The sequence below is a fragment of the Anaerobacillus alkalidiazotrophicus genome, from assembly GCF_001866055.1.
Genome location: NZ_MLQS01000001.1, coordinates 1,416,202 through 1,440,734, shown reverse-complemented (window position 1 = coordinate 1,440,734; position 24,533 = coordinate 1,416,202). Strand labels below are relative to the sequence as shown.

The following is a 24,533-nucleotide window of genomic DNA, read 5'->3' as shown; positions in this document are numbered from 1 at the left end:
TACTTCACCTCCAAGATTTCCCAACTCTTAAAAAGCAGTAAGAAACGTAAAATATTAAATAAGTTTAAGGAAGTATTCTCACCCTAAAACTTTAGTATGAGTTTAACTAGCAAACAGTTGAAATAAAGCGGAATTTCACTGCTTAATGGAAAGCTTTACTGATTCCAGAAGCCATAAAACTTCTTAGCAACTTCTTGTGGGTTTACTTTGTATTCACCAGACTGAACTTTTTCCTTTAAAGCCTCAATCTTTTCTTTTCGCTCTGTTACAATTCTTGATTCTTGTTGCATTAATTTCGCCTCTGTAGAAATTTCAACTTGATCTTTCTTTTTCGAAACCTCACCTTTAGGCTGAGCTTTCTCTAGCTGTTTTTTGTATATGTTTTGGATTTGATTATACGGGTTAATTTTCATATTGTTCACCCCTTTGACTTATCACGAGTTTATCTTATTTATAGTATCGTCAATAAACGCTTAATTGTTTAGTTTTTTTATTTTTATTCTATTTTATTTGAACACAGGTTTGAAACACTAGTTGCTAAGTACAAATACTTTCATAAAGCTGAACTTCAATCAGTGGGGGGTTCCTTCATCCCCCACTGATTGTTAGTTCAACTTATACCACAGGCATAAGAATAACTAATCATCAGCTATCACTGATGAAAGTTATTCTATATCGGACCTTTAGGGGCAGTTTATCCCCCACCTAAACTTCTCGATTTTCTTAAGTTTTGAGGTGGGGGTCTTACTTGCCCCTTAAGAGTGAGATAAAGAGAAAAAAGAACCATTAGGATAGAACTAATGGTACAACTACTTATGTGCTTCGATCAACTTTATCTTTCAACGAATGGTATGTTGTATATTTACTATTCTCATCCTGTTTTTTTCTTTCTTGAAACTTCTTTTCACTTTCAATTCGGTCGAGTCCACTTGTGATATTCGTTTTACAAGCTGCACAAATACGCCCTTCTCTTATTATTTTTTCACAAGATTCACAAGGATATCCTAGATTCGGAAAATTGTGGAGTGAAATTCTTCCTTGTTTTATAAATTTATAAATGAATCTTTGTGAGACCCCCGTCCCTTCTTCAACCTCAATGATAGATGCCATTCGATTATCTTTTTTCCGAACATATTGATATACTTTTTGAAAATCATCTTCCTCTTTTTTTGCACAATCGGTACAAACATCTCGTAAATTTTTCACAAAAATTTTATTACACCGCGGACAATTTAGGATTTCTGCCATTTCTCTTTCCTCCATCACAAAAGTTCTTAATATTTATATCGGCACATCAACCTATTTCATAAAGTTTTTTTGTTATAAGTATAAAAAAAAGTTAGATTTTCTAACAGGAAAACAGAACAAACGTTCTTTTAATTCGAAGTAGCTCTGTGGTATACTAACCGTAGAAAAGGAGGAGATACATGTGAGTGAATTACAATTAATAATCAAGATTTTAGGAGAAATTGATCATAGGTTGGGTGGAGTAGAAAACGGATTACGTGGAGTCGATAAAAGATTAAACGGAATTGATCACCGATTGAACGGAATTGACGAACGATTTGATCGAGTAGATGAAAGATTAGATCGAATTGAAGCTAAAGTTGATAAAACCGACGCGAAGCTCTCAATCGTTCACGAGCAAGTTGTTCGTAATAGTGAAGCAATCGAACAATGCGTCACAAAGTCCCATCTAAAAAACATTGTCAATTTACTTAATTAACCGCGGGCAACAGTTAGAGAAAAAATAGTTGCTGCACCATTTTCTTTTAATACATTGGCAGCAGAGTGAAGGGTTGCTCCTGTAGTATAAATATCATCAACGAGTAAGATCGTTTTTCCTTGTAAGTCGTAAGGAAAAGATGGCACCATTTGAAACCTTTCTTCTCCTTCTAAGCGTTCTTTACGACTTTTCTTACTTTGTTTTGTAGATCGATCATTTCTTTTTAAAATCTCAACGAGTGGGTAGGGTAGAGCTTCCGCTAGCATTTTAGCTTGATTAAAACTTCTTTCGTATAGCCTTTCATCGCTTAAAGGAACCGGAATGACTGCATCGATCATACCAAATTCGTTTGCACACCTTTTGAGTGACGGACAGAACAACTTTGCAATCTCACTATCACCACGATACTTCCACTTGGCGATCACTTCTTGTAAAAATTCATTATACACGTATAAAGATCGATTTTTTGTTAATGCACGATCTCCCCAGCGAACACAGTCATTACATAAATTACCTTGGCGATACTCGGAGGCTAAATGTCGAAAAGGTCTACCGCATTTATCACATATGTCATCATCTAAGATTAACTCAAGTTCTTCCCTGCACCGCTCACATACAACAGGGGGTGTTGACAAGCCAAATACATAATGCCAGCATACTTTTTCAATAAAATATTCATGACACCATAAACAGTTCATTATGAAAAACCTCCTAATTTATTCATTTCTCGAATATGGTCAATCGCGTCTAGCATCGCTTCTGTTTTTCCATAGTGATAAAAAACGATGTCACCACTCGGGTACTCTGCACTACGACCAACACGACCTGAAATTTGCACAAGTGCACTTTCAGTAAATACATCATCGTCAGCACCATATACGGCTACTGCAATATTCGGAACCGTAACACCACGCTCTAATATAGTTGTCGTTACTAAAATAAGAATGTCACCGTTACGGAATTTTTGAACTTTCTCGCGGCGATCAGGATCTTCTGAATGAACCCCTTCTACTGAGGGATACGTCGTTTGTAAAATAGGGACAACCTTTTGAAGGACAGCAACCGAAGGAACGAATAAAAATGCTTGTTGCTTTAAGTTCATTCTTTTTTCTAGCCATTCGCAAATGTTAGTTGGAATCAAACCTTTAGATAATAGCTTTCTCCAGTTGCCTGACCATTCTACAGTAGGTACAGGAAGAGGGTGACCATGATAGCGTTTCGGAATTTTCACTGCGTCAAGCGTTCCCTTTGTTACTTGTTTTTGTAAATTTTTATCTGGCGTCGCCGTTAGTAGGATTGTTGTTGCTTCGGGTTTTGCTGATTGGCTTGCTGCATACTTTAGCATTGGATCATACGAAAAGGGGAAAGCATCTACTTCATCAATAACAACAAAGTCAAAGTGATTTTTATATCTTAGTAACTGGTGTGTCGTCGAAATGACAAGCTGTCCTTGTTTGCCACGATCTTCACTACCACCAAACAATGATATAACTGAAGTACTAGGAAACACTGCTTTAATGCGCGGAGTTAGTTCATGGACAACATCGCTTCGAGGCGTGGCGATAAGAACGTTCTGCCCAAGTTCAAGTGCTCGATTCATTCCTTCAAAGAGAATTTCCGTTTTTCCTGCACCACAAACGGCCCAGACGAGGAGCTTATTTTGTTGAACGGTTTGCGACTGTCGCTGCTTGTTGAAGATTGAAAGTAACAATTGGTGTAAAGTAAGACAATGGACATTCGTATTAAGTTTTTTCTCACTCTTAGTAACATCGTTAGGAACTAGTGGTACTTCTTGTTGTTGACCAATAACCTTTTTGCAACCTTCTAATCGTAGCGACTTCTCAACAGCCTGAACGATCTTTTCTGATGCTTGTTGTTGTCCAGGTGAAAGCTTTCCTTCCCATCGAAGAGGCCGATGTTGTTTCGGATATTGAATAGGTGTGCCTGACCAGGTGATGAGCGGTGAACACTGGCTAACTTTTCCCATCGTTATACAGTGACGACAATACGTACACTCTTCGTCACACCTAGCACACTGATACTTAGCAAAAAGATGTTTCTCGGTGTTACCGCAACGTAAGCAGGTGTATGTTCCGTTCTCCTCTTTTATGCTTTTGTTATAAGAAACATATCCGTTTAAGTAGTGATCGTGAATGAGATGAATAGGAAAGGGAATTTCTTGAAGAAGTAGTTTCCGACCGTTGAGGAGTTGCTGGAGTTCGATTGAAAATTGAAACGTCTCATTCAATGGGGGTTGGTAAAAATCTAGGAGTTTACTCATTGCAGTAGGTGGTGAAGCAGTAGTCGTATCCGAAGGTAAACATGGAATAGGACAAGCATAACGCTGCTCTTCACGAACAAGCGTGACGAATTTCATAAATGAATCACCTCTTTAGTTGTAGTGAGAAATGATAAAGGAAAAGCTTGCACAAGGTTTTGCACAAGCTTTACATCAACCTTTTCCATTGTTATCGTATCAAGAACTGTGAACAATTGTCCAATAGTTTTGTGCTATTAAAACCATCTGTGACTTGCCCTTACTTCCTTAACATAAATCGATCTATTATCGTACGATAACCCATCCGTTTTTGATCGCTTCTACAACTGCTTGGGTACGATCATTTACGTTCATTTTTTGTAAAATATTGCTGACGTGGTTTTTAACGGTTTTTTCACTAATAAACAAAATTTCACCGATGGAACGATTACTTTTTCCGTCAGTCATTAACTGTAACACTTCACACTCACGTCGAGTTAAAAGGTGTAATGGACGAACGTATTCGACTTCGCGAAAACCGATTTCTGTATCCGGTGCTTTCTCTGAAGCTAATCTACGAAATTCATTAATTAAATTGTGAGTTACCTTTGGGTGAATATAAGCGCCCCCATCTGCGACCACTCTTACAGCTTCAATTAAAGAATCTGCATCCATTTCTTTTAATAAGTAACCAGAGGCACCTGATTTCAATACGTGCGTAACATATGATTCATCGTCATGGATAGAAAGAATTAGAACTTTCACCCACGGGTACGTCTCGATAAGTTCTCGCGTTGCCTCTACTCCATTTACTTTTGGCATATTAATGTCCATTAAAATAACATCGGGTTTATGTTGTTCAACTAGACTGATTCCTTTTGAACCATCATCACCTTCTGCTACAACTTCAAAATTATCTTCCAAATCTAGTATTCGTTTCACACCTTCACGAAAAAGTTGGTGATCATCAATAATAACGATTTTTATTTTTCTTTCATTTGTGTCGAACATGTGAAGTCCTCCCTCATTTCTATGCATGTATTGGAATGACAAGCATAATAATTGTGCCGTTGTTTATTTTTGAATCGATGGTAAGTTCGCCTTTCAACATATTAACTCTTTCTTTCATTCCTAGTAATCCAAAGGCACCATCTTTTTTCTCATTTTGGTCGAAGCCTTTACCGTCGTCTTTAATAATAACCATGACTTTTGTTGCTTTAATTTCCATTTTCACTTGAACTTGTTTTGGATTCGCATGTTTTTGGGCATTTTGCACTGCTTCTTGAACTAAACGAAATATAGCAATTTCTAATGCAGACGGAAGGCGCTCCTCTTTCCCTAAGTTACGAAACGAAATTTCTAATCCTGTACGCTCTTGAAAGTTTTTTAAGTACTTTGCTAGGGTAGGAACTAACCCAAGATCGTCTAACGCCATTGGTCGGAGATCATAAATAATACGTCTCACTTCTGATAATGAGCTTTTAACCATCGCTCGTAAATCACGAATTTCTTTTAGGGCTTCTTCTATACCTTTTTCTTTATATATGCGCTCAACGAGTTCAGATCGAAGAAGAACGTTTGCCATCATTTGTGCTGGACCATCATGTATTTCTCTTGACACTCGTTTACGCTCTTCTTCTTGAGCTTCAATAATTTTTAATCCAAACTCTTGCATCTCTTTTGCATCTTCTAGAATATCATTCACTTGTTGTAAGTCACTAGTCAAGTAGTTTAATACCACTGAAATTTGCCCTACTAATGCTTCGGCTTTTTTAATCGTGTCTTGAAGAGCGAGTAAGCGACGTTCCATATGGTCACGCTGTTCACGAAGTTGTTTTTCTTCTTGGCGATACAAAGCGAGTTTGACTTGGAAATCATTTGCTTGTTCATAGGCATTTCGTACTTCTTCGTCACTAAATTTATCGAAATTCTTACTTACTTCAGCTAAACGATTTCTAGCAAACCTAGCATACCGTTCTGTTTTATCGGTATTCTCTATGACAGAAGCTACTTTCATCTGAACTTGTACTAACTCTAGCTGTAGCTGTGAATATTCGTTTCGCGATTGTTCCGTTATGTCAAAAACTTGCTCTTTACTTTGAATAACCGTATCAACCATTTTTTTTACTATTTCGTCTAAGACTGATTTATTTGACATTTTTTGTCCTCCATTTTAATGTACAGAACAATTGACTGATAAAATAGACACTATATACCCAATCTTTGAATAGGTATAATCTCCTATTAAGTTGGCAACTTTTATTTTTCGGGGAATTTCACCTTCCAATTATCCAGTTAAACCTACTAATCTATATGATCATATTTAGGAAAGGTACTAGTCGAACTAATAATTCCAATGCTTTAACATGTTACTTTTTAGAAAAAAGCAAATACCTAACTTCATTGTTGTGGGGGACTATGACCCTTAAGATCAAATCAGTTTGATTAAGCATATCGTTTTTATAGATTTTCTCAGGGATTGGATGTTACTGCCAAATAACATTTAATGTCAACCCCTTTTTTACTATTTTACCATATGTTTTTTGTGTCAGGTGTTAATTCATGATGTTCATTTAAGATGTCACAAATGTGGTACAATATGGCTAATAAGGGCATGTACGTTAACACCATGGTGGTAGGAATTCACCTATGTAAAGCGCCTATTTTTAAAGCTGAACTTCAATCAATAGGGTTTTCCTTCATCCCCCACCTAAACTTTTCTATTTTCTTTAGATTTGGGGTGGGGTCTACTGCCCGTAATAGTGAGATAAATGTAAACTATGATAAAAGCGTTATGTTTAATGCATGTTTAAGTGAGCGGCCGTCGTATGACACCACTAATAATAAAAGAAAGGAATGGAGAGTGTGCTTTCAATATATAAAACTGTTAAAGGGTATGGGGAACATGAAATTGTCATTCAAAAATCTAGATTTATTACTTATATAGACCGAGTAACAACGGAAGATGAAGCTCAACGTTTTATTGAAAAAATAAAGAAAAAACATTGGGACGCAAATCACAATTGTTCCGCTTACTTAATCGGTGAACGTGATCACATTCAAAAAGCAAATGACGACGGAGAGCCGAGCGGAACTGCTGGAGTACCGATGCTTGAAGTGTTAAAAAAGCGTGGTTTAAAAGATACGGTCGTTGTTGTGACTCGTTATTTCGGCGGGATAAAACTTGGTGCTGGGGGATTGATCCGTGCTTACGGTAGTGCAACGAGCGAAGGCTTGAATGCGACAGGTATTGTCGAACGGAAATTAATGCGAATTTTTCATACGACAGTTGATTATACATGGCTTGGAAAGCTTGAAAACGAACTTCGAAGTTCTCGCTATCTTATTAAAGAAATTCACTATCTCGATCAAGTTGAAGTTGAAACATATGTAGCAAGTGATGAAACCGACAGCTTTATTGCTTGGATGACGGATTTAACAAATGGACAGGCTAATATTGAAGAAGGCGAATTAGAGTATTTAGAACAAGATGTTTGTTGATAATGAAAAAACGTAACATCATTTCTCAACCATAAATTTCATACTACTAATAAAGCTGAACTTCAATCAGTGGAGGTTTTCCTTCATCCCCCACTGATTGTTAGTTCAACTTATCGGACCTTTAGGGGCAGTTTATCCCCCACCTAAACTTCTCGATTTTCTTACGTTTTGAGGTGGGGGTCTTACTTACCCCTTAAGAGTGGGATAAACACGGTATCCTTCGTTTCCATACAAGGATACTTTTTTTACTTTTTGGCGATAATTGTAGGAAAAGCTTTAGAAATTGAGGTGTTTCCATAGTTATGAGACGAAAACGGTCATTAAAATTATTTATTATTTCGTTCCTACTCGTACTAGGGGTATTGATTGTTATGGTTGAAAACCAAGTAAACGTACAACAAAGTGAATTTCGGGTTAAAGACAAAATGAATGTTAGTGAAAAGGTAATATCACAAGAGGAGCCACGTAGTTATTTTGATGACAAGCGGCATGGTGTACCAAAAGAATTTTTGGAAGCCGAAGAAAGACAGGAATATTCGTACGTAGAAGATACGTCTACATTCGTAACGAGCGAACAAATAAAAGAAAAATACGAAACTTCCTTTGAACAGCTTCAAGAAGAAGCATTCCAAAAGGTTTCTAATTTAGCTTCAAAGGCCATTGATGAGTACGCAAATGAAGAAAACCCCTCTCTGATTTCGTTTTACAGAACGTATTATCCTAAGTTAAAAGATTTAGAAAGTGAAATTGATTTTGATTTTGAGAAGATGTATAAAGATCTCGAGGCTGAATTAACTTACTTTGGCTATTCTGTAGATAAAGCGGTACCTTTTAGGGAGCAATACGAAGCCATCAAACAAGAGAAAGTACAATCTTTGTATTCGATGCTAACAAACTAAAAATGAGTACCAAACATTGGTACCCATTTTTTTCTTAAAAGATGTCTTGCTTCTCTTTTGAGATAAATTTAATACTTTTTGCTAGATGTCCTGAAAAACATTCCGGACATTGATAAGGGATTTTGGTATTTAGCCCTTCTGTTACGCATGGAATTGCGTCCCCTAAAAAAGCTCTCGTCTGCTTATTCCATAACTCAATTTTTACTTCTTTTTCACAGTGAGGGCACTTGGCATGTGTTGCGTCTTCTACCTTTTTCTTCCCCCTAATCAAACGTAAACCTAGCATTTCCGTCTCCCCTTTACGTATTATCTCGTTTCTATTAATAAAGCTGAACTTCAATCAGTGGAGGTTTTCCTTCATCCCCCACTGATTGTTAGTTCAACTTATACCACGGGCATAAGAATAACTAATCATCAGCTTCACTGATGAAAGTTATTCTATATCGGACCTTTAGGGGCAGTTTATCCCCCACCTAAACTTCTCGATTTTCTTACGTTTTGAGGTGGGGGTCTTACTTGCCCCTTAAGAGTGGGATAAATAACTATGTATAATAGTGAATTTCATAATTACCAAAACCAAGCCGTATATATCTTGTAGCAAAAATCGTGAATGTTCATTAATTTATTGTAAACTTTTTTATTTATTTTTATACGAAAATGATGTTATAACTCACTTTACTCGTAGGGATAAAAATGCATATATTTTTTTTGCGAAGAGACAAGTATATCTGACATTATATGACATCCTTTCAAAAAAAACTAGATTTTTTTGACGAAATAAGCGAATATGCTGGCTTCCCTGTCTAATTTTACCCTTTTATTAGGAATCTGTTTGGACATCTTTTATGTATTTAACTTTCAACTTTCATTGTTCTTCAAACTAAAAAATCTTCAAACTAAAAAAAGAGTAACACACGGTTACTCTTTCAACTGTTTTATTTTGCTGCAAAAAAATCAATAATATAGTCGGACCAAATTTCGTGCCCTTCTTGATTTGGGGTACTTTCCTCAGTTATGAATTCATGTAAGGCTTCATCAGTTGATTCAGGCCAGTTTTGCCAATGATCGATATAACGAAGATTATTTTCTTTAGCATGATCTTTCAAAGCGTTTACTTGATTGATGTAGTGACCTGCACCATAAATCGGGTTAGGTGGTTGAATGAGTACAATGACATCCTCATTTTCACTTTGAACTGCATCTATTATCACATCAACATGATAAAGGGTATCGACAATTCTTGCATAGCCATTGTCGTTCCAAATAAATGGCTCCAGTATAAAAATATCTGGATTCATCTCAGCTGCATGTAAATGTCTACCTTTCCGAACGACTTCGAAGGTATTCTCTCGACCATACGATAAAACATCTATCTTTATAATATTTGTTCCGTATCTTCCGTTAACCGCGCTTTCCACTAGTCTAGGCCAAGAAAGCTCATCGTCTTCAGCGGATAAGGCTGCTGAACCCATAGTAACGACATGAATAACTTCTCCCTTTTCAATTGCTTGTACAAACATGTCGGATAGTTGTTGATCCATATTTTTTGCTAAAGTGAGGATATAGTTTTGTCTTTCGAGTTCTTCTTGTTGTTGTCTCTCTTCAAGTTCTTCCTTGTAGCGATCCATTTCCCCTTGCGCCTGAAAAACTGACTGCTGTATTTTTTTGTTGTATTCGATTCTTCCATAAAAAATAGTTATACCTGCAATAATAATTAAAAGTAATAAGAGCACAAATTTTTTCATATTAATCTCCTGTTTCTTTTTTTATAAAGGAATATTGCTACTATGATTCCTAATAAACCACCTATACTATCTAAAATAACATCATCTATAATTCCAGTACGATTCGGGACAAAGTATTGATGCAATTCGTCGGTTGCTGCGTATAAAACAACAAGAAAAAAAGAAATGAAAAACGTCTTTGAAGGTTGAGATATGTAAGTTCTAATGAGACGGAAAACTAAAAAGCCTAGAATGAAGTAAACGCCTAAATGAGCCCCTTTTCGTATAAAAAATTCAACAAAGCCTTCGACTCCACGAGTTTCAATACTAACTTCGCTTCCTGCATAATAAAAGGCAACATCAGAAAATAACTCCTCGGTAAAGTTTAAATTAAAATTAGAGCTTAGTGCCGGTCGTAAGTCCTGGTTTTCATACGGTTGTGATGAGGCATAGAAAATTAACCCAGCCCATAATATAGGCGGGAGCCAATAAACGCTAAAATGTATGAAGTGCTTTTTCTTAAAGTGAACCAATTTCCCCACCACTGTTTTCCAAATTTACATAAGGCTTATTATACCTGAAAAAATGACAAAAAACTACCATTTTAGAAATTATAATCGGGGCGTTCCTGTCACGCCCCGAATTACGTCGAACTTATTTTTCTATTTGTCTTTTGGCATTTTGAACAGTTTTTTCAAAGGCTTTTTCAACTTTTTTTATTAGGAGGGATGTGGCGAGCTTTGGCACTTTCTTTTCTTGATCAATGTGAGCTGTTGCTCTTCGAATAAATTTGGTTTTCCCATTTAAATCTTCATATATATTCGAAATTTCATGGTAAAACGGCTTGTCAGCTTGGCAGATCACATACTTATTTTCCTCAAATTCTATTACTTTTGCGACGGTCTCCATCTTTTTTCCTAATAGTTGGTTTGTGATTTGAATAACTGAGCCTGGCTCTGCATACTTTCCTGATACAACCTTCGCCTGGACAACTCCTAGCTCCCATTTGGGTCTATTTTCAAGATTTTCGATGTAAGCAAATACTTCTGAGACTGGTTTATTAATAATGACGCTGTATTCGATCATTTTCATTAGATTTCCTCCAAGGTTGAAATAGTTCTTAAAAATAGTATGAAGGTAGTTTGTCAATTATGACCTTTTTACCGTGTGGGAAGAAGAGAAAATGACCTCTTTTATCAAACTTGTAAAAAAAGGAAACATTTTTCCATAAAATGGCGACTATTAATATAACATCTAAGAATTTGGGAGGGTTTCATGTTGAAGAAGTTTCTTATTTTTTCTATTTTTGTTGGTTTCTTATTGACATTATCTTTTCCCATCACAACATCAGCAGCAACAGGGCAATTAATTATTATTAATAAATCAAGTAACGAACTAGCTTTCTATGAAAATAATAAGCTTACACGCGTTTTTAGCGTTGGAACTGGTAAAAGCCCTTCATTAACTCCTGAGGGCAGCTTTCAAATCGTCAATAAAATTGTTAATAGACCGTATTATAAGGAAAACATTCCAGGTGGCCACCCTTCAAATCCACTCGGCACTCGCTGGCTCGGTCTTAACGCTAGAGGCACATGGGGAACAACGTACGCTATACACGGGAATAATAATCCGAATTCGATTGGGCGATACGTTAGTTTAGGATGTGTTCGAATGCAAAATAACGAAGTGGAATGGCTTTTTGATCAAGTAAAAGTGAATACACCCGTTATCATTGTTACATCGACCAGCTCATTTGATGCCATTGCTACATCACATGATTTTTCTGTCACCGCCACCACCATTGGCTCTGCCCCACCAATTACAAACACACTGTTACAACTGGGAAGCACACACCCAGAAGTTAAACAATTGCAACAATCCTTAACAGACCTTGGCTATGATACTGGCGGAGTAGGTGGGCATTTTGATGACGTCACAGAACAAGCCGTTATTCAATTCCAAAAAGATCATTCTATTCTTGTCGACGGTATCGTCGGTAGACAAACAAAGTTAACCTTAAGAAATTCACCTGGCAAACCAGTCTCAACAACACCTATTGAAAACGATGAACCTCCAACAAACACAGAACCTACGGACAAAAACGATAATTCTGAGAAACCTGAACCTAAAGATGAAGATAAGGAACCAACCGAAAAGGATAGCGGTAAACCTAAAACAGAGCCTTCCGACCAAGATAGCGATTCAATAGGTAGTGCTCCAGTAGAAGTCGATGTACCTATACCTCCTGAATTAAACTATGAAGAGTTAAAAATTAAGCTCATACAAATGACTTTGAGGAGATTTGGACTTTATTTATGGGAGGATTAATAGAGTATCATTAGGTGTGCTATTTATATTGAGAACTTCAACTGTGGAGCGCACATATCCTTTGCGGATTCGCGCATAAATTTCGGCGCGCGCATATTTTTTCAAAAGCGCGCATATTCGACATGGGGGCGCGCAGAAACTCACGAGAACCGCGCACAAATTTTACGAATTCGCGCAGAAATTTTGACGCGTGCACATTTTTTCAAAAGCGCGCACATTCGACACGCGGACGCGCAGAAACTCACGAGAAACGCGCACAAATTTTGACGCGTGCACATTTTTTCAAAAGCGCGCACATTCGACACGCGGGCGCGCAGAAACTCACGAGAAACGCGCATAAATTTCGACGCGTGCACATTTTTTCAAAAGCGCGCACATTCGACATGGGGGCGCGCAGAAACTCACGAGAAACGCGCATAATCTACGTTGGATCGTTCATTACCAATGCGGAATCACGCAGAAATTAAGGAAGACGCTTGTACTAGGCTACTTAACTTATAAAAAAGAGGTTGACTCATGCTTCGTGAGTCAACCTTTTTTTGCTAACGTACATCTAAAAATACGTCTCTTACTTTAGGGACGACATACCCACTGCCGCCTCTGTCTTCAACATGCTCAACCATCATTAACACTAACAATTGTGGGTCTTCTGTATCTACTGCTACAAACCAACCTGTTTCTTTTCCCGTTTCGTCTTGGCTTGCTTTATGTTCGGTGGTTCCGGTTTTTCCGGCTAATGAAAGGTTTTCAATGTTGGCATTTCTTCCTGTTCCTCTTGGTGTTTGGATGACATCTTTTAGCGCATCCAAAATATAGTTCGCATTCTCTAACTCTATAACATTCTCTTTCCATAGTTCTCCGTTTGATTCCTCTAATAGTAACGTAGGTTTCGGAATCGAACCTTCGTTCACAAAAGATGTGTATAGGAGAGCTAAATGCAGCGGACTAATGAGCATTTGTCCTTGACCATAACTGGTGTCTGCCAGTTGTTCTTCTTTTGTTATTGTCGCATTGGCAATTTGGGCATTACCTATCCCGTACGTAAACGGAATTTTTTCTCCGAAGCCAAATTTGATTAGTCCTTGTTCTATTTCGTGTACACCGACATCTAGAGCCATTTGTGCAAAATAGATGTTGTCAGAGTATACAAGTGCATCATTAAGATCAACATCATGACCAGGGTCAGTCACACGGCGAACTTTATAGTCCCCCCATGAAGGGCTATTTTGCCAAGTATGTCCATCGATCGTTATTTTTTTATGAGGATCCCAGTCATTTTCCAAGGCAATTGCAGCCGTCACTGGCTTTATTGTCGAACCTGGCGCATATGTGTATGTAAATCGATTAAGCATCGCGCCTTCATCATTTAATTCTTGTCTTCGTTCATTACTAATCCCTAATACAAATTCATTCGGATCATATGCAGGTGCATTTACTAACGATAAAACGTCACCATTCGTTGGATGAAGCGCTACTGCTGTACCTACTTCACCTTCTAGTTGTTGATAGACAGATTTTTGGATATCACTATCGATCGTTAATTGAATAAGTTCTCCATCAACAGGTGCTTTTTCTGCAATAACTTCTTTTTGTTTACCTGATGCATCTACGATTGTAATAATCCCACCTGATTGGCCACGGAGTTGTTCTTCTAAAAGTAGTTCTAGACCAGCTTTACCAATTTCCGAACTCGCGCTATAGCCTTGATCCTCTACTTTTTCTAACTCTTCTTTTGTAATTGGTCCAATATAACCGATTAAATGTGCAGCTGCGTCCTTTAACGGGTACACTCGGCCACCAACCTGTCGATACGTACCACCTTGAATATTTGTTACTTCTTCTAATACCGTTGTATTTTCTAATGGGATCGATTTTAGCGGTACAAACGTATCATCTCTCACCCATCCTTGATTTAAAAGTTTCTCAATTTCCTCTTCAGTAATTTCTAATACTTCACTTAATGCATGGATTGAAATTGATTTTTCCTCAGGTAAACTCCCAGGTACAATACCAACCTCAAATACTTCGCCATTTATAGCGAGTCCATTTCCATGTCGGTCAATAATTTCACCACGTTTTGGATGAAGCGTTCTAGGACGTACAATATCCCCAACTTCTAGCTGTGGTAAAATCAACGATGGTTTCCAGTCAATGACCCATTCTTTCTCAACTTCCTCCTCTGTTTCCTCTACTTTAAAAATTAACGTAGCTTCCGCTTCAAACAGAAGGTCTCCGGCTAACGAGTCCATTGATTGCTCATACAAAAGGGTTACGACAGTTCCAGGTTCTGTTTCTTCCTTTTCGACCTCGATTTCATCAGGAACTTCTTCTTCCGTTATCAGCTGAACAGTCAGATCCGTTGCCTGAATTCCACTAAAAATGTTAGTGTATCTTTCAACAAATGTCTCTTTTGTAATCATTTCTTTAGACTCATCGGAAAGGAATTCATACATCGCTTCGTAATTTCCATTTTCCCATAGCGCTGCATACGCTTGAAACGCCTCTTCTGGCGTCGGTTCTGGTTCTTCTTCTGATGAGCAACCAACAACCAACGTTATTAAAAGCATACAAACATATAAAACGTTTCGTTTACACTTGTGTGAAAACATTATTTCCTACCCCTCCCATTATGGTGTCTCCTCTATATGTATTATACATTGAACGGCCTGTACCTAGTTGAAATCCACTCTCGTAAACCACTTCGGAAAAAAACTACTATTTCCCTTATTGATGACTTATTTAGCTAAGAAACTTACATTTTTTCCTTCACGATGTTTTAAAATTTTTCTTCTATTTAATGCTTTTTTGGCGTCTTGGCTATGTTTAACGATTGTCGTTATTGAATATACGTGAAGACTTCGTTTATCTTTGAATCGTTACCATAACTAGTCATATTGTAAACGATACCGTCAGTACTGTTGTTATTTATGAAATAATCTAGATCATGAATAATCCGGTGAGCAAGTCTAAGACCATACACGTCTTTTTTTTCGTAGGCAACTTCTAAGCAAGCTCTCATATTGACCATATCTTGCTTAAGCACCTCACTGCTTGTACCTTTTTCTATTAAAAACGTTTGCTCTATTAAATAGTTCATTCTACCTTCATCATCCCAGTTTACACTTAGGTACCCTCTCCAACCTACGGTGTTGTTTAATTCAGTATGTAATTGGAAAATTTTATTATGTAGCTCTTTTTCATTGGCGTTGTCAATCGGAGTTGCGACAGGCTCAGTTGGGACTTCATCAATTTCAACATTTTCTACATCCTCGACAACCTCTTTCTCATCTCCTTTATCAACTAAACTAGAACTATCTGAACGTAAGTAATGATTGTATGCAGAAACAGCCATTACGATTACTACAAGGCCGACTATTCCGAACCTTAGTGATAAAGATTTGTTCATCAATGTTAACATTCCCCCTTTTATTTTCAAGTGCACATTGGATTTTTTTACTTAATTTACATTTTATCACATATACAAATAACTACCTATAGGGGTTTGACAACTCAAGGACAATTTGCTTTATCCGGTGCTTTTTTGAAATTAAAAAGGCAACCGTTAGTGGCTACCTCTTCTTTGTTTGTTATTCTTCATACGATGACCTGATCCTCTTTTTTATACACTCTCTACTTGTTTACTTTAACGATAATATGCTTAATAAACCTATTTTCAAAAAACACATCTAATCTCCATACGCCCGTTTGGGGAAATTTGAGTTGCAATGGAATGTAGTGATAGTCGCTACCTTTACTTACCTCACTATTATCAGTTGACACTTCCCAAACCTTCGTATCTTCGTCGATAATAACTTTTTCAACTCTATGAGTTTCTTTATGAACCCCTACTAGCTTTATACTAGATGCTGGAACACTCTCAAATAAATATAACAAGTGTTCAGTTACTTCTTCAGTAGAAAAAATTGGACTAGACAAACCTATTGTATTTGGATTTCCTACAATTTTTGAATCTAAAAAGTTATGAATAGGACTTAAGCGCCACAAATCTTCCTCTGCACTTATCGAGCACCCTATACTAAACATAACTGAAATGAAGATAAAAAAAACTAAAACGAATTTCTTTATAATAATCGCTCCCTTTTTCTATTGATAACTCTTGCTTTAAAACTGAAAATCGTAACAAAGGTACACTGTCATTAACAAGACAAGAATTTACATTATATTACATTCGACGACAAATAATTTTTTCCTTTTAAAAAATCTATTTTTCTGTTTGGAGACTGAGCTGAATTCATATAAAATTCTTTCCGTTTTATTTTAGGTGCTGCCTGTCATCAAGCCTAGCGGACTACAGTTCCGTTATTTCTATAAAAAGTATACTTTTTTGAAGCTATCGGACTGTGGTTCCTTTATTTCACCATTTAATAGCTATTTTTCTATGAATTTAAGCAAATAACGGATCTCCTGTCCGAAAGAATCCGAAAAATGTAGGATTCCCTAAAATAACGGAACGTCTGTCCGCTACAAATAGAGTCGTTTGGTAGCATGAACAAAGTTTAATTCAAAACTTGCAAACCCTAGGCGCGCTCCACACCTCACACGAAAGCACGAAAAAAGTGCTCTAACCCGAGCACTTTCTCTTTCTTATTGATAAGTTTTACTCCCTAAGTATCGACTACTCCAGTAATTCGTTGTCATATTACTAATCGTTACTCCAGTAGAGCTACCACTATGTATAAATTGGTTGTTTCCGATATAAATTCCCGCATGCGATGGGCCGCGTGTATAAGTTTCAAAGAATACAAGATCTCCTACTTTCGGTTTAGAAACCGTGCTCCCTACATTCCACATTTGCGCAACCGTGCGTGGTAATTGGACTCCATTTTTTTGAAAAACATATTGGATAAAACCGCTACAATCCATTCCTCTTGATGTCGTTCCACCCCATAAGTACGGAGTGCCAAGAAGTTGCGATGCATCAGCAATTAGATTCATAACATCAAAGCTTTTGGCTGTTTCTGAAGGTAGAACAATGGCTGGTAACAATTTTTTTGCAGCTTCATCAACAATTTTATTCAGTGTACTTGTTGTGACAACTCCATCTACGATCAGCTGATGGTCTCGTTGAAATGCCCTTACTGCCGTTTCCGTAATCGGACCAAAATAACCTGTTACTTGATGGTTAAAGTACCCTAATGATTTTAATTGGTGTTGCAATTCTCGTACCGAATCACTAGTTTGACCAACCTTCAGTACAAAAGAACTTTCTGACTGTACAGTTGGTGTAGATACTGTTTGTGAAGGCTGTGCAGCGGCTTGTTGTTGCTTTAATTTTTGGACGTGATCTCTTAATGCTTGTACAGTTTGAGTGTCAGCGCGTCCTGTAACTTGCAGATTTGCTTGTCTTTGAAAATCACGAACGCCAGTTGCTGTAATTTCTCCATAGTAACCCGTGATTGTATGATAGTTAAATAGATTTGCATCTTTTAATAATGTCTGAACTTCAGAAACGGCATTTCCTCTTGAACCGATTTGCAATGTCGTTTGAGAAGTAGCACTTCGACTCGTCTCTTGTGTTTGCTGTTGCGTACCATTCGCACGAATTCGCTTAATTCCATCTAATGTAGCGCTATCAGCGATTCCTGTTGCACGAAGGCCATTTCGTAACTGAAACTCTTTTACAGCCGCTTCTGTAATCGGACCAAAATAACCTGTTGTTGCATGGTTAAATGTTCCGAGTGCTCTAAGGTCATTTTGTAAATTTGTGACAGCTTGTCCTCTTGAACCTACTCGTAATGTTGCTTGAGCGTCATTTAGCAACGTGTTTAATGTATTCGCATCGGCAATACCCGTTTTTGGTAGATGATGAGCTTGTTGAAATCTCTCAACGGCTGCCTTTGTAATATCTCCATAAAAGCCTGTAGAAGTATGGAAAGTAAAATAACCTTTTTGCTTTAGTAAATCTTGTAATTCTTTTACATCTTGATGTGTCATTCCAGGTTGTAATGTCCGATCACCGAGAGCTGCTTCTACTCCTTGAGGTGATAATAAAAACAAACCAATACCAGTTGCTATCGTTGCTGTAACAGTTGCCTTTTTCAATTGGCTCCGATTAGATGTCCCCATAGCTCCTACCTCCTTTTCATTCATGTCCTATGAACTAGTTTTCTTCATTCGCTATTATTTTACCTTATTTTACTAGATTTGTGGATATAAATCAGTATATTTTAGCGTCTAACACGAATTAAGGACATAGGTAGGAGTTGTATTCCAATATTTACCACGGATACTTATTAAAATAAAACTGAACTTCAATCAGTGGCGGTTTTCCTTATCCCCCACTGATTGTTAGTTTAACTTATACCAATGAAATTCACTCACCTGACAAACAAAAAAAGGAACGAACGCAATCGCTCATTCCTCATTTCGTGTTTACTCGTTAATTCCCTCGCCGACTTGGTGAGTGTGCTGCTTCTACAAACGTTTTGGATTCTCCACCGTGACAGTCTGAACATGCTCTATCGCTTGTCGATTGGTGTGGTCCAATCGGATTCCCGTTAGTTCTTGTCATCGGTAAAGGTACAGTAATTCCAAATACTTCAGTCTCATTGTTGTGACAACTTAAACAAAAGCTTCGTTCATCTGAGCTAGACCATCCTATTAAAAGATCAGCATTCACCCCGAGCTCTGATTTTATTAACTTATCATTCGGTGAGCTATGAGTTTCATGGCATGTAGCACAAGGCATGTTTCCGTCTAATAGCGTTCCGTCCTTTATTTTTGAAAAAGCAATATTGTGTCCGGAGTTCGTGTTTTTATAGTGCGTTTCAATATCTTCAACATTTTTATACGTATTGGCATACTCTTCATTATGGCAACGAAGGCATAGGCGATAATCATCTACTGAACCGAAGTGATCACCGTCAATCTCTTCTTGGCTCGTATTCCAATGACGGTAAGAAAACACTTGATACTGATCTTCATTTAAAACATCTAGCAAATCATACTGATGACACGATTCGCATAAACGTTCACTACTATCAATTTTCCCAACTCCAGCAATACCAACATGATCAAAAACAAAATGATCTTTTAGTAAATTTGGGTTGCTAGAATGGGAGTCTAAGTGAACATTGTGGCAGTTTCCACATGATTGGCTGACGACCTTGTTATCTCCTTTTCGAACTAGTTGCATATTGTGGTCGGACTTTTTGTTTTGGTGGTTTGTCATATTACTCGCAACCGTTCCGTCATGACAAGTCATACAATAGCCATTGATCGCATCAGGAACGACCTTTTCTTTTAATTCTTTATTTGGATCATCTGCGTACTCTAGATTAACTTGCTCGATTTTCGGTTCTGATGCTGCATGAACGCCATGGCAAATTTTACAGGAGTTCGTATTGTTCGTATACCCGCCATGAGGACTTCCCACATTCGTACTCGTTGCAGTCGTAAATGACCAGTTTCTAGAGTGGATGAAGTTTCCTGCTTTGTCAGTGATCGTTGGATTTATGATCACAAAATATTTTGTATTCGGTTTTATTTCCCCAGAATTGGGAGTAAAAATAATCGTTTCATCCACTATATCATACGTACCTGTCACTTTCTTACCTGTCCCTTGTTCAGTTACTTCAATTGGGGTGACAACACTCGTTAAATCAATATTTTCATCCATAATTTTTGCTTTTACCTTTAAAGTCTCTACTGATACTTGCGACATATTCGGTTTAGGAAAAAGGGAATTCGTTGAAACGAATGGACTTGTACCATCATATACAAATGTGATTTCAGTTTCAGCTATATTCCCTAGTTCATTTGTGACCGTCACAATAAACGTATGCTTTCCGTCTTGTAACTCGTTTAATTCGAACACGAACTTTCCTTCATCATTAGAAATGATTGGATCTGTAAAGGCTTCGGTTTCTCCCTCGATGTATAACGTGACTATAGCCCCACTCTCGGTTTCTCCTGCAATTATCGCTTGATTTGTTAAATCACTAGTAGGGCTTGTGATTTCTATTTCTGGTGCTTTACGATCAACTGTAAACGTTACTTCATTTGATGAAATTTCTTCATCGTCATTTAATGTTGCTTGTAATAGATATGTTCCATCTTCATAAACATATTGATCTTCATTTTCAGTCTCAGAAAGGTTGATAACGTAAATCCATGTATGGTCATCAGCATCAACCGCAATTTTTTCATACTGTTTAAAAACGTCCTCTTCACCATAATTATAAACAAGTAATGTTATTTCCACTGTCTCCTCTATACTACCAGTTACTTCACCATTTACTTCTATCAACTCATTAAAGGATAATCCAGTTTCCGGAGTGAGGATTGTGATAGCAAGGTCTTGTTGAGCCTCACTTTGTTTAATAAACTCTTCGCCTTCTTCCGTTTGATCTGGATCTTGTTCTCCCTCTTCAGTTTCTAATTCATTACCCATTACGACTAGTGATGAGGGGATAAATGGATTGATATGTAGGAAAATAATGAAACAGAGGAATACGATAAGTTTTTTTCTTGCTTCCTTTTTTTGCATCATACTGGTATCACCCTTTAATGTTTTGATCGGAATGAGCTTGAAAAACTAAATAATACTATTGCTTTTTATTACTAGCGCAAACTTCCCAAGTAATAAATTTCGTGCTTTCTACCTTAAATAAAATCCGTAAAATAATTTCACTGTGACATTTTTTACAGCGCACTGTATGAAAATGCGATATGATAGTGATAATTGTTTAGAGGACTAATGTATGAGACTATTAGCCCCATACATTAGTCATTTAGGTATCTCTTTATAGACTATCAATTAGTGGCAGCTACTTGGTAGTCTTTTTATCTATTTGCTGGCATTCCAGTAGGGCGATCATCAATTAATCGATTCGTATTAATGACATTTCCACTCTTAGATGAGTTATGACAAGCCCAACAGCTAGACATGTTTGTAAATTTCTTTAACGCTGAAGATGGATTTACATCTAACATATAGTCATGTGCTTGCTCCTTTGTCATGGCTCCACTTGCTGTTAACGAAGAGATGCTATTTCCTTTTGCATCAATCATAATTTCAGCTGTTGTTCCGTGTGCATAGTGACAGCGAACGCAAGTAAAGCTATTCGTGTTTGTCGTGTGTCCATAAATATCTTTGTCTGCATTAAAGTAACTCTTACCATCGTTTACCCCTACACCTCTAGAGGCAAGGTAATCTGTATGACAGCTTGCACAGAACTCTGACATTTGAATTCCTCTTAGATGATCATTACCCGTCCATAAATCCCTTCTATCAGTTGGTAATTCAACAAAATAAGCACGGTTTACCGTTACTTTTGTTATGCTATTGACATTATCACCTGAGATGAATGGTGCTTCATTTGCATTTACACCACGATCAACGGTAACTCCTGCTTGACTATCAGTTAATGAAGTATTAGCAGCTGACGTTGAAAATTCCCAACTTCCGTTTAACCATGGCGATTTATCCGTTACATAATTGTTACCCACTCTTTGTTTTAAAACAATTTTTCCATTTTCTCTATGGAAGACATATTGATCAGCAGCCGTTAAACCAGATAAAGTATTAACAACTTTTATGTTTTTTAATCCTTTACCTCCCTCTGTTACTGGTTTTGTAGCCATTCCATTAGGATTATGGTGAAGGTATTTGTTACTGTAAGAACCGTGTGGGTTATGACAGCTTGCACAAGTAAATGCCTTGCCATCACCTTCTGGATTTCCACCTGGTGCAGCTTTAATAGCTACAGTACCTGTTGTTAAGTGAACACTCATATTGCTAGCGTGTGTTCCAGCAAACGTTCCTGCCGTAGTTGCAGTAGATCCAGACCCGTTTGGACTATTACGTGTCATGACAAAATCATAATCAGTGTTTAAAACATTTCGACTTGCACCACCGCCAGTACCATCATGGCATGCAATACAAGATTGGTATACATTATCTGCAAAAATTAAGTTTCTACTCGACGCTGTGTGCGTTTGGTGACACGTTGCACATGTGTTTGTGTTATTTAAATAGTTACCATGTCTACTTCCGCCTTTGTCAAATGACGGCACTAACTGTCCACTATGATTTAATTTCAAATCTAGTACACCTGTTTTGTTAGCATTAGGATTTACATTCGATACGTCACTAGGCTCAGCTTCTTCGTTATACCCATCAACTGGATCTTGAATTCCGATAGGGCCTTCAGCTAAAGCTACTGTTGCAAATAATCCTAATAAAAATAAAGAAAACAATAAGCTTAAACTAACCTTTTTCACAGTTTCCCCTCCTTAATAAATTTATCATTACGAATCTTGATTTGAAGCTAATTACTGGTTACCTCACCACCTCCTTCAAAGAAATGTTAGCTTCTTTTACTGAAAAACAGAGATTCGTAGGTTAAGGGTATCTGTGACATAAACGTTATCTCTACCATCTATAAATAAACCATTTGGTAAATAAAGTTGCCCTGCTTCTTGACCCATTCCGCCAAAACGATATAAGTGTTCACCTTCCTGAGTAAATACGTGAACAAAGTTTGACATATTGCTTACGACAAAAATATTTCCTTTACTATCAATACCAATCCCTCTTGGATTGAGTAAAACTGACTGATCCATCTCGTTTTTTGCCCCATCTATTACTCTAAGAAAATTACCTTCATGATCAAACATTTGGACTCTATCATTCACAGTATCTACGACAAAAATATTACCGTCTTTATCAGCCGTAACTGCATTTGGTGCTAAAAATTGGCCTTCCTCACTACCCTCTTCTCCAATTTCAAGGAGTAGCTCCCCGTCTAAGTCAAAGACAAATACTTTATTAGCATCAACATCCGTCACATAGACTTTTCCATCGATAATTCTTAATCCTGCAGGGGAAATAAATGTACCATCTTCACTATACTCGTAAGCAAAATAATCAATAAATTGCCCTTCTCTATCAAACATTGAGATCTGACCATTATACATATCGGCTACGTAAAGAGTACCTTTATCATCAACGGCCAATCCATAAGGAAAATCAAATTGACCAGGATCTTTGCCACCTTCACCAAACGTAAACAGCGGTTCACCTTCTGCGTTAAAAACATGAATGGCTTTTTTCGTTGTATCTGAAACGTACATAAATTGAGTTGAAACAGTGACATCCATCGGTCTTTCTATTCCATTTTCAAAACCACCATAAATTTGTTTCAAAGCTCTGACATTTGCATCTTGATTAACTGTCTGAAGTCCTGTCGGCAATGCCTTGGTTTGATTAGAAAAAATGAAGCCAAACACGACAACATTGATCACAACGATTGAAGCCATTGCTATATATACTGCTAATCTATTCATGAATTATCACCCACTTCTTTTACTACATTTTGAGCACGTTCTAACGCTTCTAAAGCTGGTTGGAAAAGCGGATCATAATTTAATACATCTTTATAAATTTCAACTGCCGCTTCATATTCCCCTACTTCTTCAGCAACTAGACCGATTTGATAAATAATATCGGCATTAGCAGGAGCAAGATTATTTGCTTCAGACAATGCTTCAATCGCTTCGTTATACATTTTTAAATGACGGTACGTAATTCCCATTTGTGCGTGTCCCTTAAAATCTCTTGGTGCAAGTTGGACTGTTTTGTTAAACATTGATAATGCATCATAATGACGATCTTCCTCTAAATACACCAACCCTAAATTGTAATACGCATCAAAATAATTCTCATCCTTGTCTACTACCGTTTTAAATTGGTTTATTGCATTTTTGTTATCACCTTTTAAATAGTAGGTATAACCAAGAACAATACGATCTTCTAGATTGTTAGGGTCTTGGCTTACTTTTTCTTGATAGAATTCTAGTTGTTCATTAATTCGTTTCATATCTCCACTATTCCAAAAATAAGCATTCCCAAGCGCGATCCCACCACCTGTACTAAGGAGTAACGTTATCACTAGTAAACCAATCGTTTGAAGGATGGTAAACTTCTGTTTAAAATGTGGGATTTTTTCCGTTTCGTTATTTCTTGATTTCTGGATTTCTTCATCTAGTTCCATTTCTAATTCTTTCTCTAATTCTCGCTGTCTTGCTTTTTCTTTTTCTTCTTTACTGTTGTGATTGTTTGCCATTCCAAATCC

General features: G+C 37.2%; 22 protein-coding genes. 4 read left to right on the top strand and 18 right to left on the bottom strand.

What is annotated here, in order from left to right; genetic code table 11:
- Positions 1-155: 155 nt before the first annotated feature.
- Both flgM and BKP45_RS06905 read right to left on the bottom strand, forming a co-directional pair.
- Positions 156-413, bottom strand: a complete 258-nt coding sequence (gene flgM / locus BKP45_RS06910) for a flagellar biosynthesis anti-sigma factor FlgM (RefSeq protein ID WP_071388917.1) — start codon at positions 411-413, stop codon at positions 156-158.
- A 400-nt stretch (positions 414-813) separates the two neighbouring features.
- Entirely contained in the window at positions 814-1,248 is a 435-nt protein-coding gene (locus BKP45_RS06905; protein WP_071388916.1) for a TIGR03826 family flagellar region protein, read from the bottom strand.
- Between the two features lie 181 nt (positions 1,249-1,429).
- Between BKP45_RS06905 and BKP45_RS06900 the strand changes: the two genes are divergently transcribed.
- Positions 1,430-1,726 (top strand): hypothetical protein, encoded by a 297-nt coding sequence (locus BKP45_RS06900; RefSeq protein ID WP_071388915.1) that lies wholly within the window; start codon positions 1,430-1,432, stop codon positions 1,724-1,726.
- On the opposite strand, the gene BKP45_RS06895 is transcribed toward BKP45_RS06900, so the two are convergent.
- From BKP45_RS06895 to BKP45_RS06880, 4 genes are all read right to left on the bottom strand, one after another.
- Positions 1,723-2,424, bottom strand: coding sequence for a ComF family protein (locus BKP45_RS06895; protein ID WP_071388914.1), 702 nt, complete (start codon positions 2,422-2,424; stop codon positions 1,723-1,725). The genes BKP45_RS06900 and BKP45_RS06895 overlap by 4 nt on opposite strands.
- The gene (locus BKP45_RS06890) at positions 2,424-4,103 is read right to left on the bottom strand and encodes a DEAD/DEAH box helicase (protein WP_071388913.1); all 1,680 of its coding nucleotides are present in this window, start codon (positions 4,101-4,103) and stop codon (positions 2,424-2,426) included. Before BKP45_RS06890 ends, BKP45_RS06895 begins: the two co-directional genes overlap by 1 nt.
- Before the next feature lie 186 nt (positions 4,104-4,289).
- The gene (locus BKP45_RS06885; RefSeq protein WP_071388912.1) at positions 4,290-4,994 is read right to left on the bottom strand and encodes a response regulator; all 705 of its coding nucleotides are present in this window, start codon (positions 4,992-4,994) and stop codon (positions 4,290-4,292) included.
- A 19-nt stretch (positions 4,995-5,013) separates the two neighbouring features.
- Positions 5,014-6,141 (bottom strand): sensor histidine kinase, encoded by a 1,128-nt coding sequence (locus BKP45_RS06880; protein ID WP_071388911.1) that lies wholly within the window; start codon positions 6,139-6,141, stop codon positions 5,014-5,016.
- Positions 6,142-6,848: 707 nt separating this feature from the next.
- On the opposite strand from BKP45_RS06880, the gene BKP45_RS06875 reads away from it, so the two are divergent.
- Entirely contained in the window at positions 6,849-7,484 is a 636-nt protein-coding gene (locus tag BKP45_RS06875; protein ID WP_071388910.1) for a YigZ family protein, read from the top strand.
- 302 nt (positions 7,485-7,786) lie between these two features.
- A complete protein-coding gene (locus tag BKP45_RS06870; protein WP_139193752.1) occupies positions 7,787-8,383 on the top strand; it encodes a hypothetical protein in 597 nt (198 codons plus the stop codon).
- 34 nt (positions 8,384-8,417) lie between these two features.
- Here the strand turns inward: BKP45_RS06870 and BKP45_RS06865 are convergent, their stop codons facing one another.
- The 4 genes from BKP45_RS06865 to BKP45_RS06850 form a co-directional block, all read right to left on the bottom strand.
- On the bottom strand, positions 8,418-8,669 hold the full coding sequence (locus BKP45_RS06865) for a hypothetical protein (protein WP_071388908.1): 252 nt from the start codon (positions 8,667-8,669) through the stop codon (positions 8,418-8,420).
- A 649-nt stretch (positions 8,670-9,318) separates the two neighbouring features.
- Complete coding sequence (locus BKP45_RS06860) at positions 9,319-10,128, bottom strand: SGNH/GDSL hydrolase family protein (protein ID WP_071388907.1); 810 nt, start codon at positions 10,126-10,128, stop codon at positions 9,319-9,321.
- A complete protein-coding gene (locus tag BKP45_RS06855) occupies positions 10,125-10,640 on the bottom strand; it encodes a VanZ family protein (protein WP_245747390.1) in 516 nt (171 codons plus the stop codon). The genes BKP45_RS06860 and BKP45_RS06855 overlap by 4 nt, the downstream gene beginning before the upstream one ends.
- 121 nt (positions 10,641-10,761) lie before the next feature.
- Complete coding sequence (locus tag BKP45_RS06850) at positions 10,762-11,199, bottom strand: SRPBCC family protein (RefSeq protein ID WP_071388906.1); 438 nt, start codon at positions 11,197-11,199, stop codon at positions 10,762-10,764.
- 183 nt (positions 11,200-11,382) lie between these two features.
- On the opposite strand from BKP45_RS06850, the gene BKP45_RS06845 reads away from it, so the two are divergent.
- Positions 11,383-12,435: a L,D-transpeptidase family protein gene (locus BKP45_RS06845; RefSeq protein ID WP_071388905.1), complete on the top strand. Its 1,053-nt coding sequence runs from the start codon at positions 11,383-11,385 to the stop codon at positions 12,433-12,435.
- Between the two features lie 542 nt (positions 12,436-12,977).
- On the opposite strand, the gene BKP45_RS06840 is transcribed toward BKP45_RS06845, so the two are convergent.
- The 8 genes from BKP45_RS06840 to BKP45_RS06805 all read right to left on the bottom strand — a co-directional run bounded on the left by BKP45_RS06840 (position 12,978) and on the right by BKP45_RS06805 (position 24,524).
- Positions 12,978-15,044 (bottom strand): penicillin-binding transpeptidase domain-containing protein, encoded by a 2,067-nt coding sequence (locus BKP45_RS06840; RefSeq protein WP_084787668.1) that lies wholly within the window; start codon positions 15,042-15,044, stop codon positions 12,978-12,980.
- Between the two features lie 227 nt (positions 15,045-15,271).
- The gene (locus tag BKP45_RS06835; protein WP_071388904.1) at positions 15,272-15,844 is read right to left on the bottom strand and encodes a hypothetical protein; all 573 of its coding nucleotides are present in this window, start codon (positions 15,842-15,844) and stop codon (positions 15,272-15,274) included.
- 221 nt (positions 15,845-16,065) lie between these two features.
- Positions 16,066-16,440 (bottom strand): hypothetical protein, encoded by a 375-nt coding sequence (locus BKP45_RS06830; RefSeq protein ID WP_071388903.1) that lies wholly within the window; start codon positions 16,438-16,440, stop codon positions 16,066-16,068.
- A gap of 600 nt (positions 16,441-17,040) precedes the next feature.
- Positions 17,041-18,522 (bottom strand): C40 family peptidase, encoded by a 1,482-nt coding sequence (locus BKP45_RS06825; protein WP_084787662.1) that lies wholly within the window; start codon positions 18,520-18,522, stop codon positions 17,041-17,043.
- A gap of 313 nt (positions 18,523-18,835) precedes the next feature.
- Positions 18,836-20,947: a multiheme c-type cytochrome gene (locus BKP45_RS06820; RefSeq protein ID WP_071388902.1), complete on the bottom strand. Its 2,112-nt coding sequence runs from the start codon at positions 20,945-20,947 to the stop codon at positions 18,836-18,838.
- A gap of 293 nt (positions 20,948-21,240) precedes the next feature.
- Positions 21,241-22,680 carry a cytochrome c3 family protein gene (locus BKP45_RS06815; RefSeq protein ID WP_071388901.1) on the bottom strand — a complete coding sequence of 480 codons (1,440 nt, stop codon included), beginning with the start codon at positions 22,678-22,680 and terminating at the stop codon, positions 21,241-21,243.
- 96 nt (positions 22,681-22,776) lie between these two features.
- Positions 22,777-23,745, bottom strand: a complete 969-nt coding sequence (locus BKP45_RS06810) for a 6-bladed beta-propeller (protein WP_071388900.1) — start codon at positions 23,743-23,745, stop codon at positions 22,777-22,779.
- Positions 23,742-24,524 (bottom strand): tetratricopeptide repeat protein, encoded by a 783-nt coding sequence (locus BKP45_RS06805; RefSeq protein ID WP_084787660.1) that lies wholly within the window; start codon positions 24,522-24,524, stop codon positions 23,742-23,744. The genes BKP45_RS06810 and BKP45_RS06805 overlap by 4 nt, the downstream gene beginning before the upstream one ends.
- Positions 24,525-24,533: the final 9 nt, after the last annotated feature.

Coding starts and splice junctions, on each gene's coding strand:
- BKP45_RS06850 (WP_071388906.1), bottom strand. CDS start 11,199: ATGAAAATGATCGAATACAGCGTCATTATTAATAAACCAGTCTCAGAA.
- BKP45_RS06890 (WP_071388913.1), bottom strand. CDS start 4,103: ATGAAATTCGTCACGCTTGTTCGTGAAGAGCAGCGTTATGCTTGTCCT.
- BKP45_RS06860 (WP_071388907.1), bottom strand. CDS start 10,128: ATGAAAAAATTTGTGCTCTTATTACTTTTAATTATTATTGCAGGTATA.
- BKP45_RS06880 (WP_071388911.1), bottom strand. CDS start 6,141: ATGTCAAATAAATCAGTCTTAGACGAAATAGTAAAAAAAATGGTTGAT.
- BKP45_RS06895 (WP_071388914.1), bottom strand. CDS start 2,424: ATGAACTGTTTATGGTGTCATGAATATTTTATTGAAAAAGTATGCTGG.
- flgM (WP_071388917.1), bottom strand. CDS start 413: ATGAAAATTAACCCGTATAATCAAATCCAAAACATATACAAAAAACAG.
- BKP45_RS06870 (WP_139193752.1), top strand. CDS start 7,787: ATGAGACGAAAACGGTCATTAAAATTATTTATTATTTCGTTCCTACTC.
- BKP45_RS06885 (WP_071388912.1), bottom strand. CDS start 4,994: ATGTTCGACACAAATGAAAGAAAAATAAAAATCGTTATTATTGATGAT.
- BKP45_RS06840 (WP_084787668.1), bottom strand. CDS start 15,044: ATGTTTTCACACAAGTGTAAACGAAACGTTTTATATGTTTGTATGCTT.
- BKP45_RS06820 (WP_071388902.1), bottom strand. CDS start 20,947: ATGATGCAAAAAAAGGAAGCAAGAAAAAAACTTATCGTATTCCTCTGT.
- BKP45_RS06805 (WP_084787660.1), bottom strand. CDS start 24,524: ATGGCAAACAATCACAACAGTAAAGAAGAAAAAGAAAAAGCAAGACAG.
- BKP45_RS06865 (WP_071388908.1), bottom strand. CDS start 8,669: ATGCTAGGTTTACGTTTGATTAGGGGGAAGAAAAAGGTAGAAGACGCA.
- BKP45_RS06845 (WP_071388905.1), top strand. CDS start 11,383: ATGTTGAAGAAGTTTCTTATTTTTTCTATTTTTGTTGGTTTCTTATTG.
- BKP45_RS06810 (WP_071388900.1), bottom strand. CDS start 23,745: ATGAATAGATTAGCAGTATATATAGCAATGGCTTCAATCGTTGTGATC.
- BKP45_RS06825 (WP_084787662.1), bottom strand. CDS start 18,522: ATGGGGACATCTAATCGGAGCCAATTGAAAAAGGCAACTGTTACAGCA.
- BKP45_RS06905 (WP_071388916.1), bottom strand. CDS start 1,248: ATGGCAGAAATCCTAAATTGTCCGCGGTGTAATAAAATTTTTGTGAAA.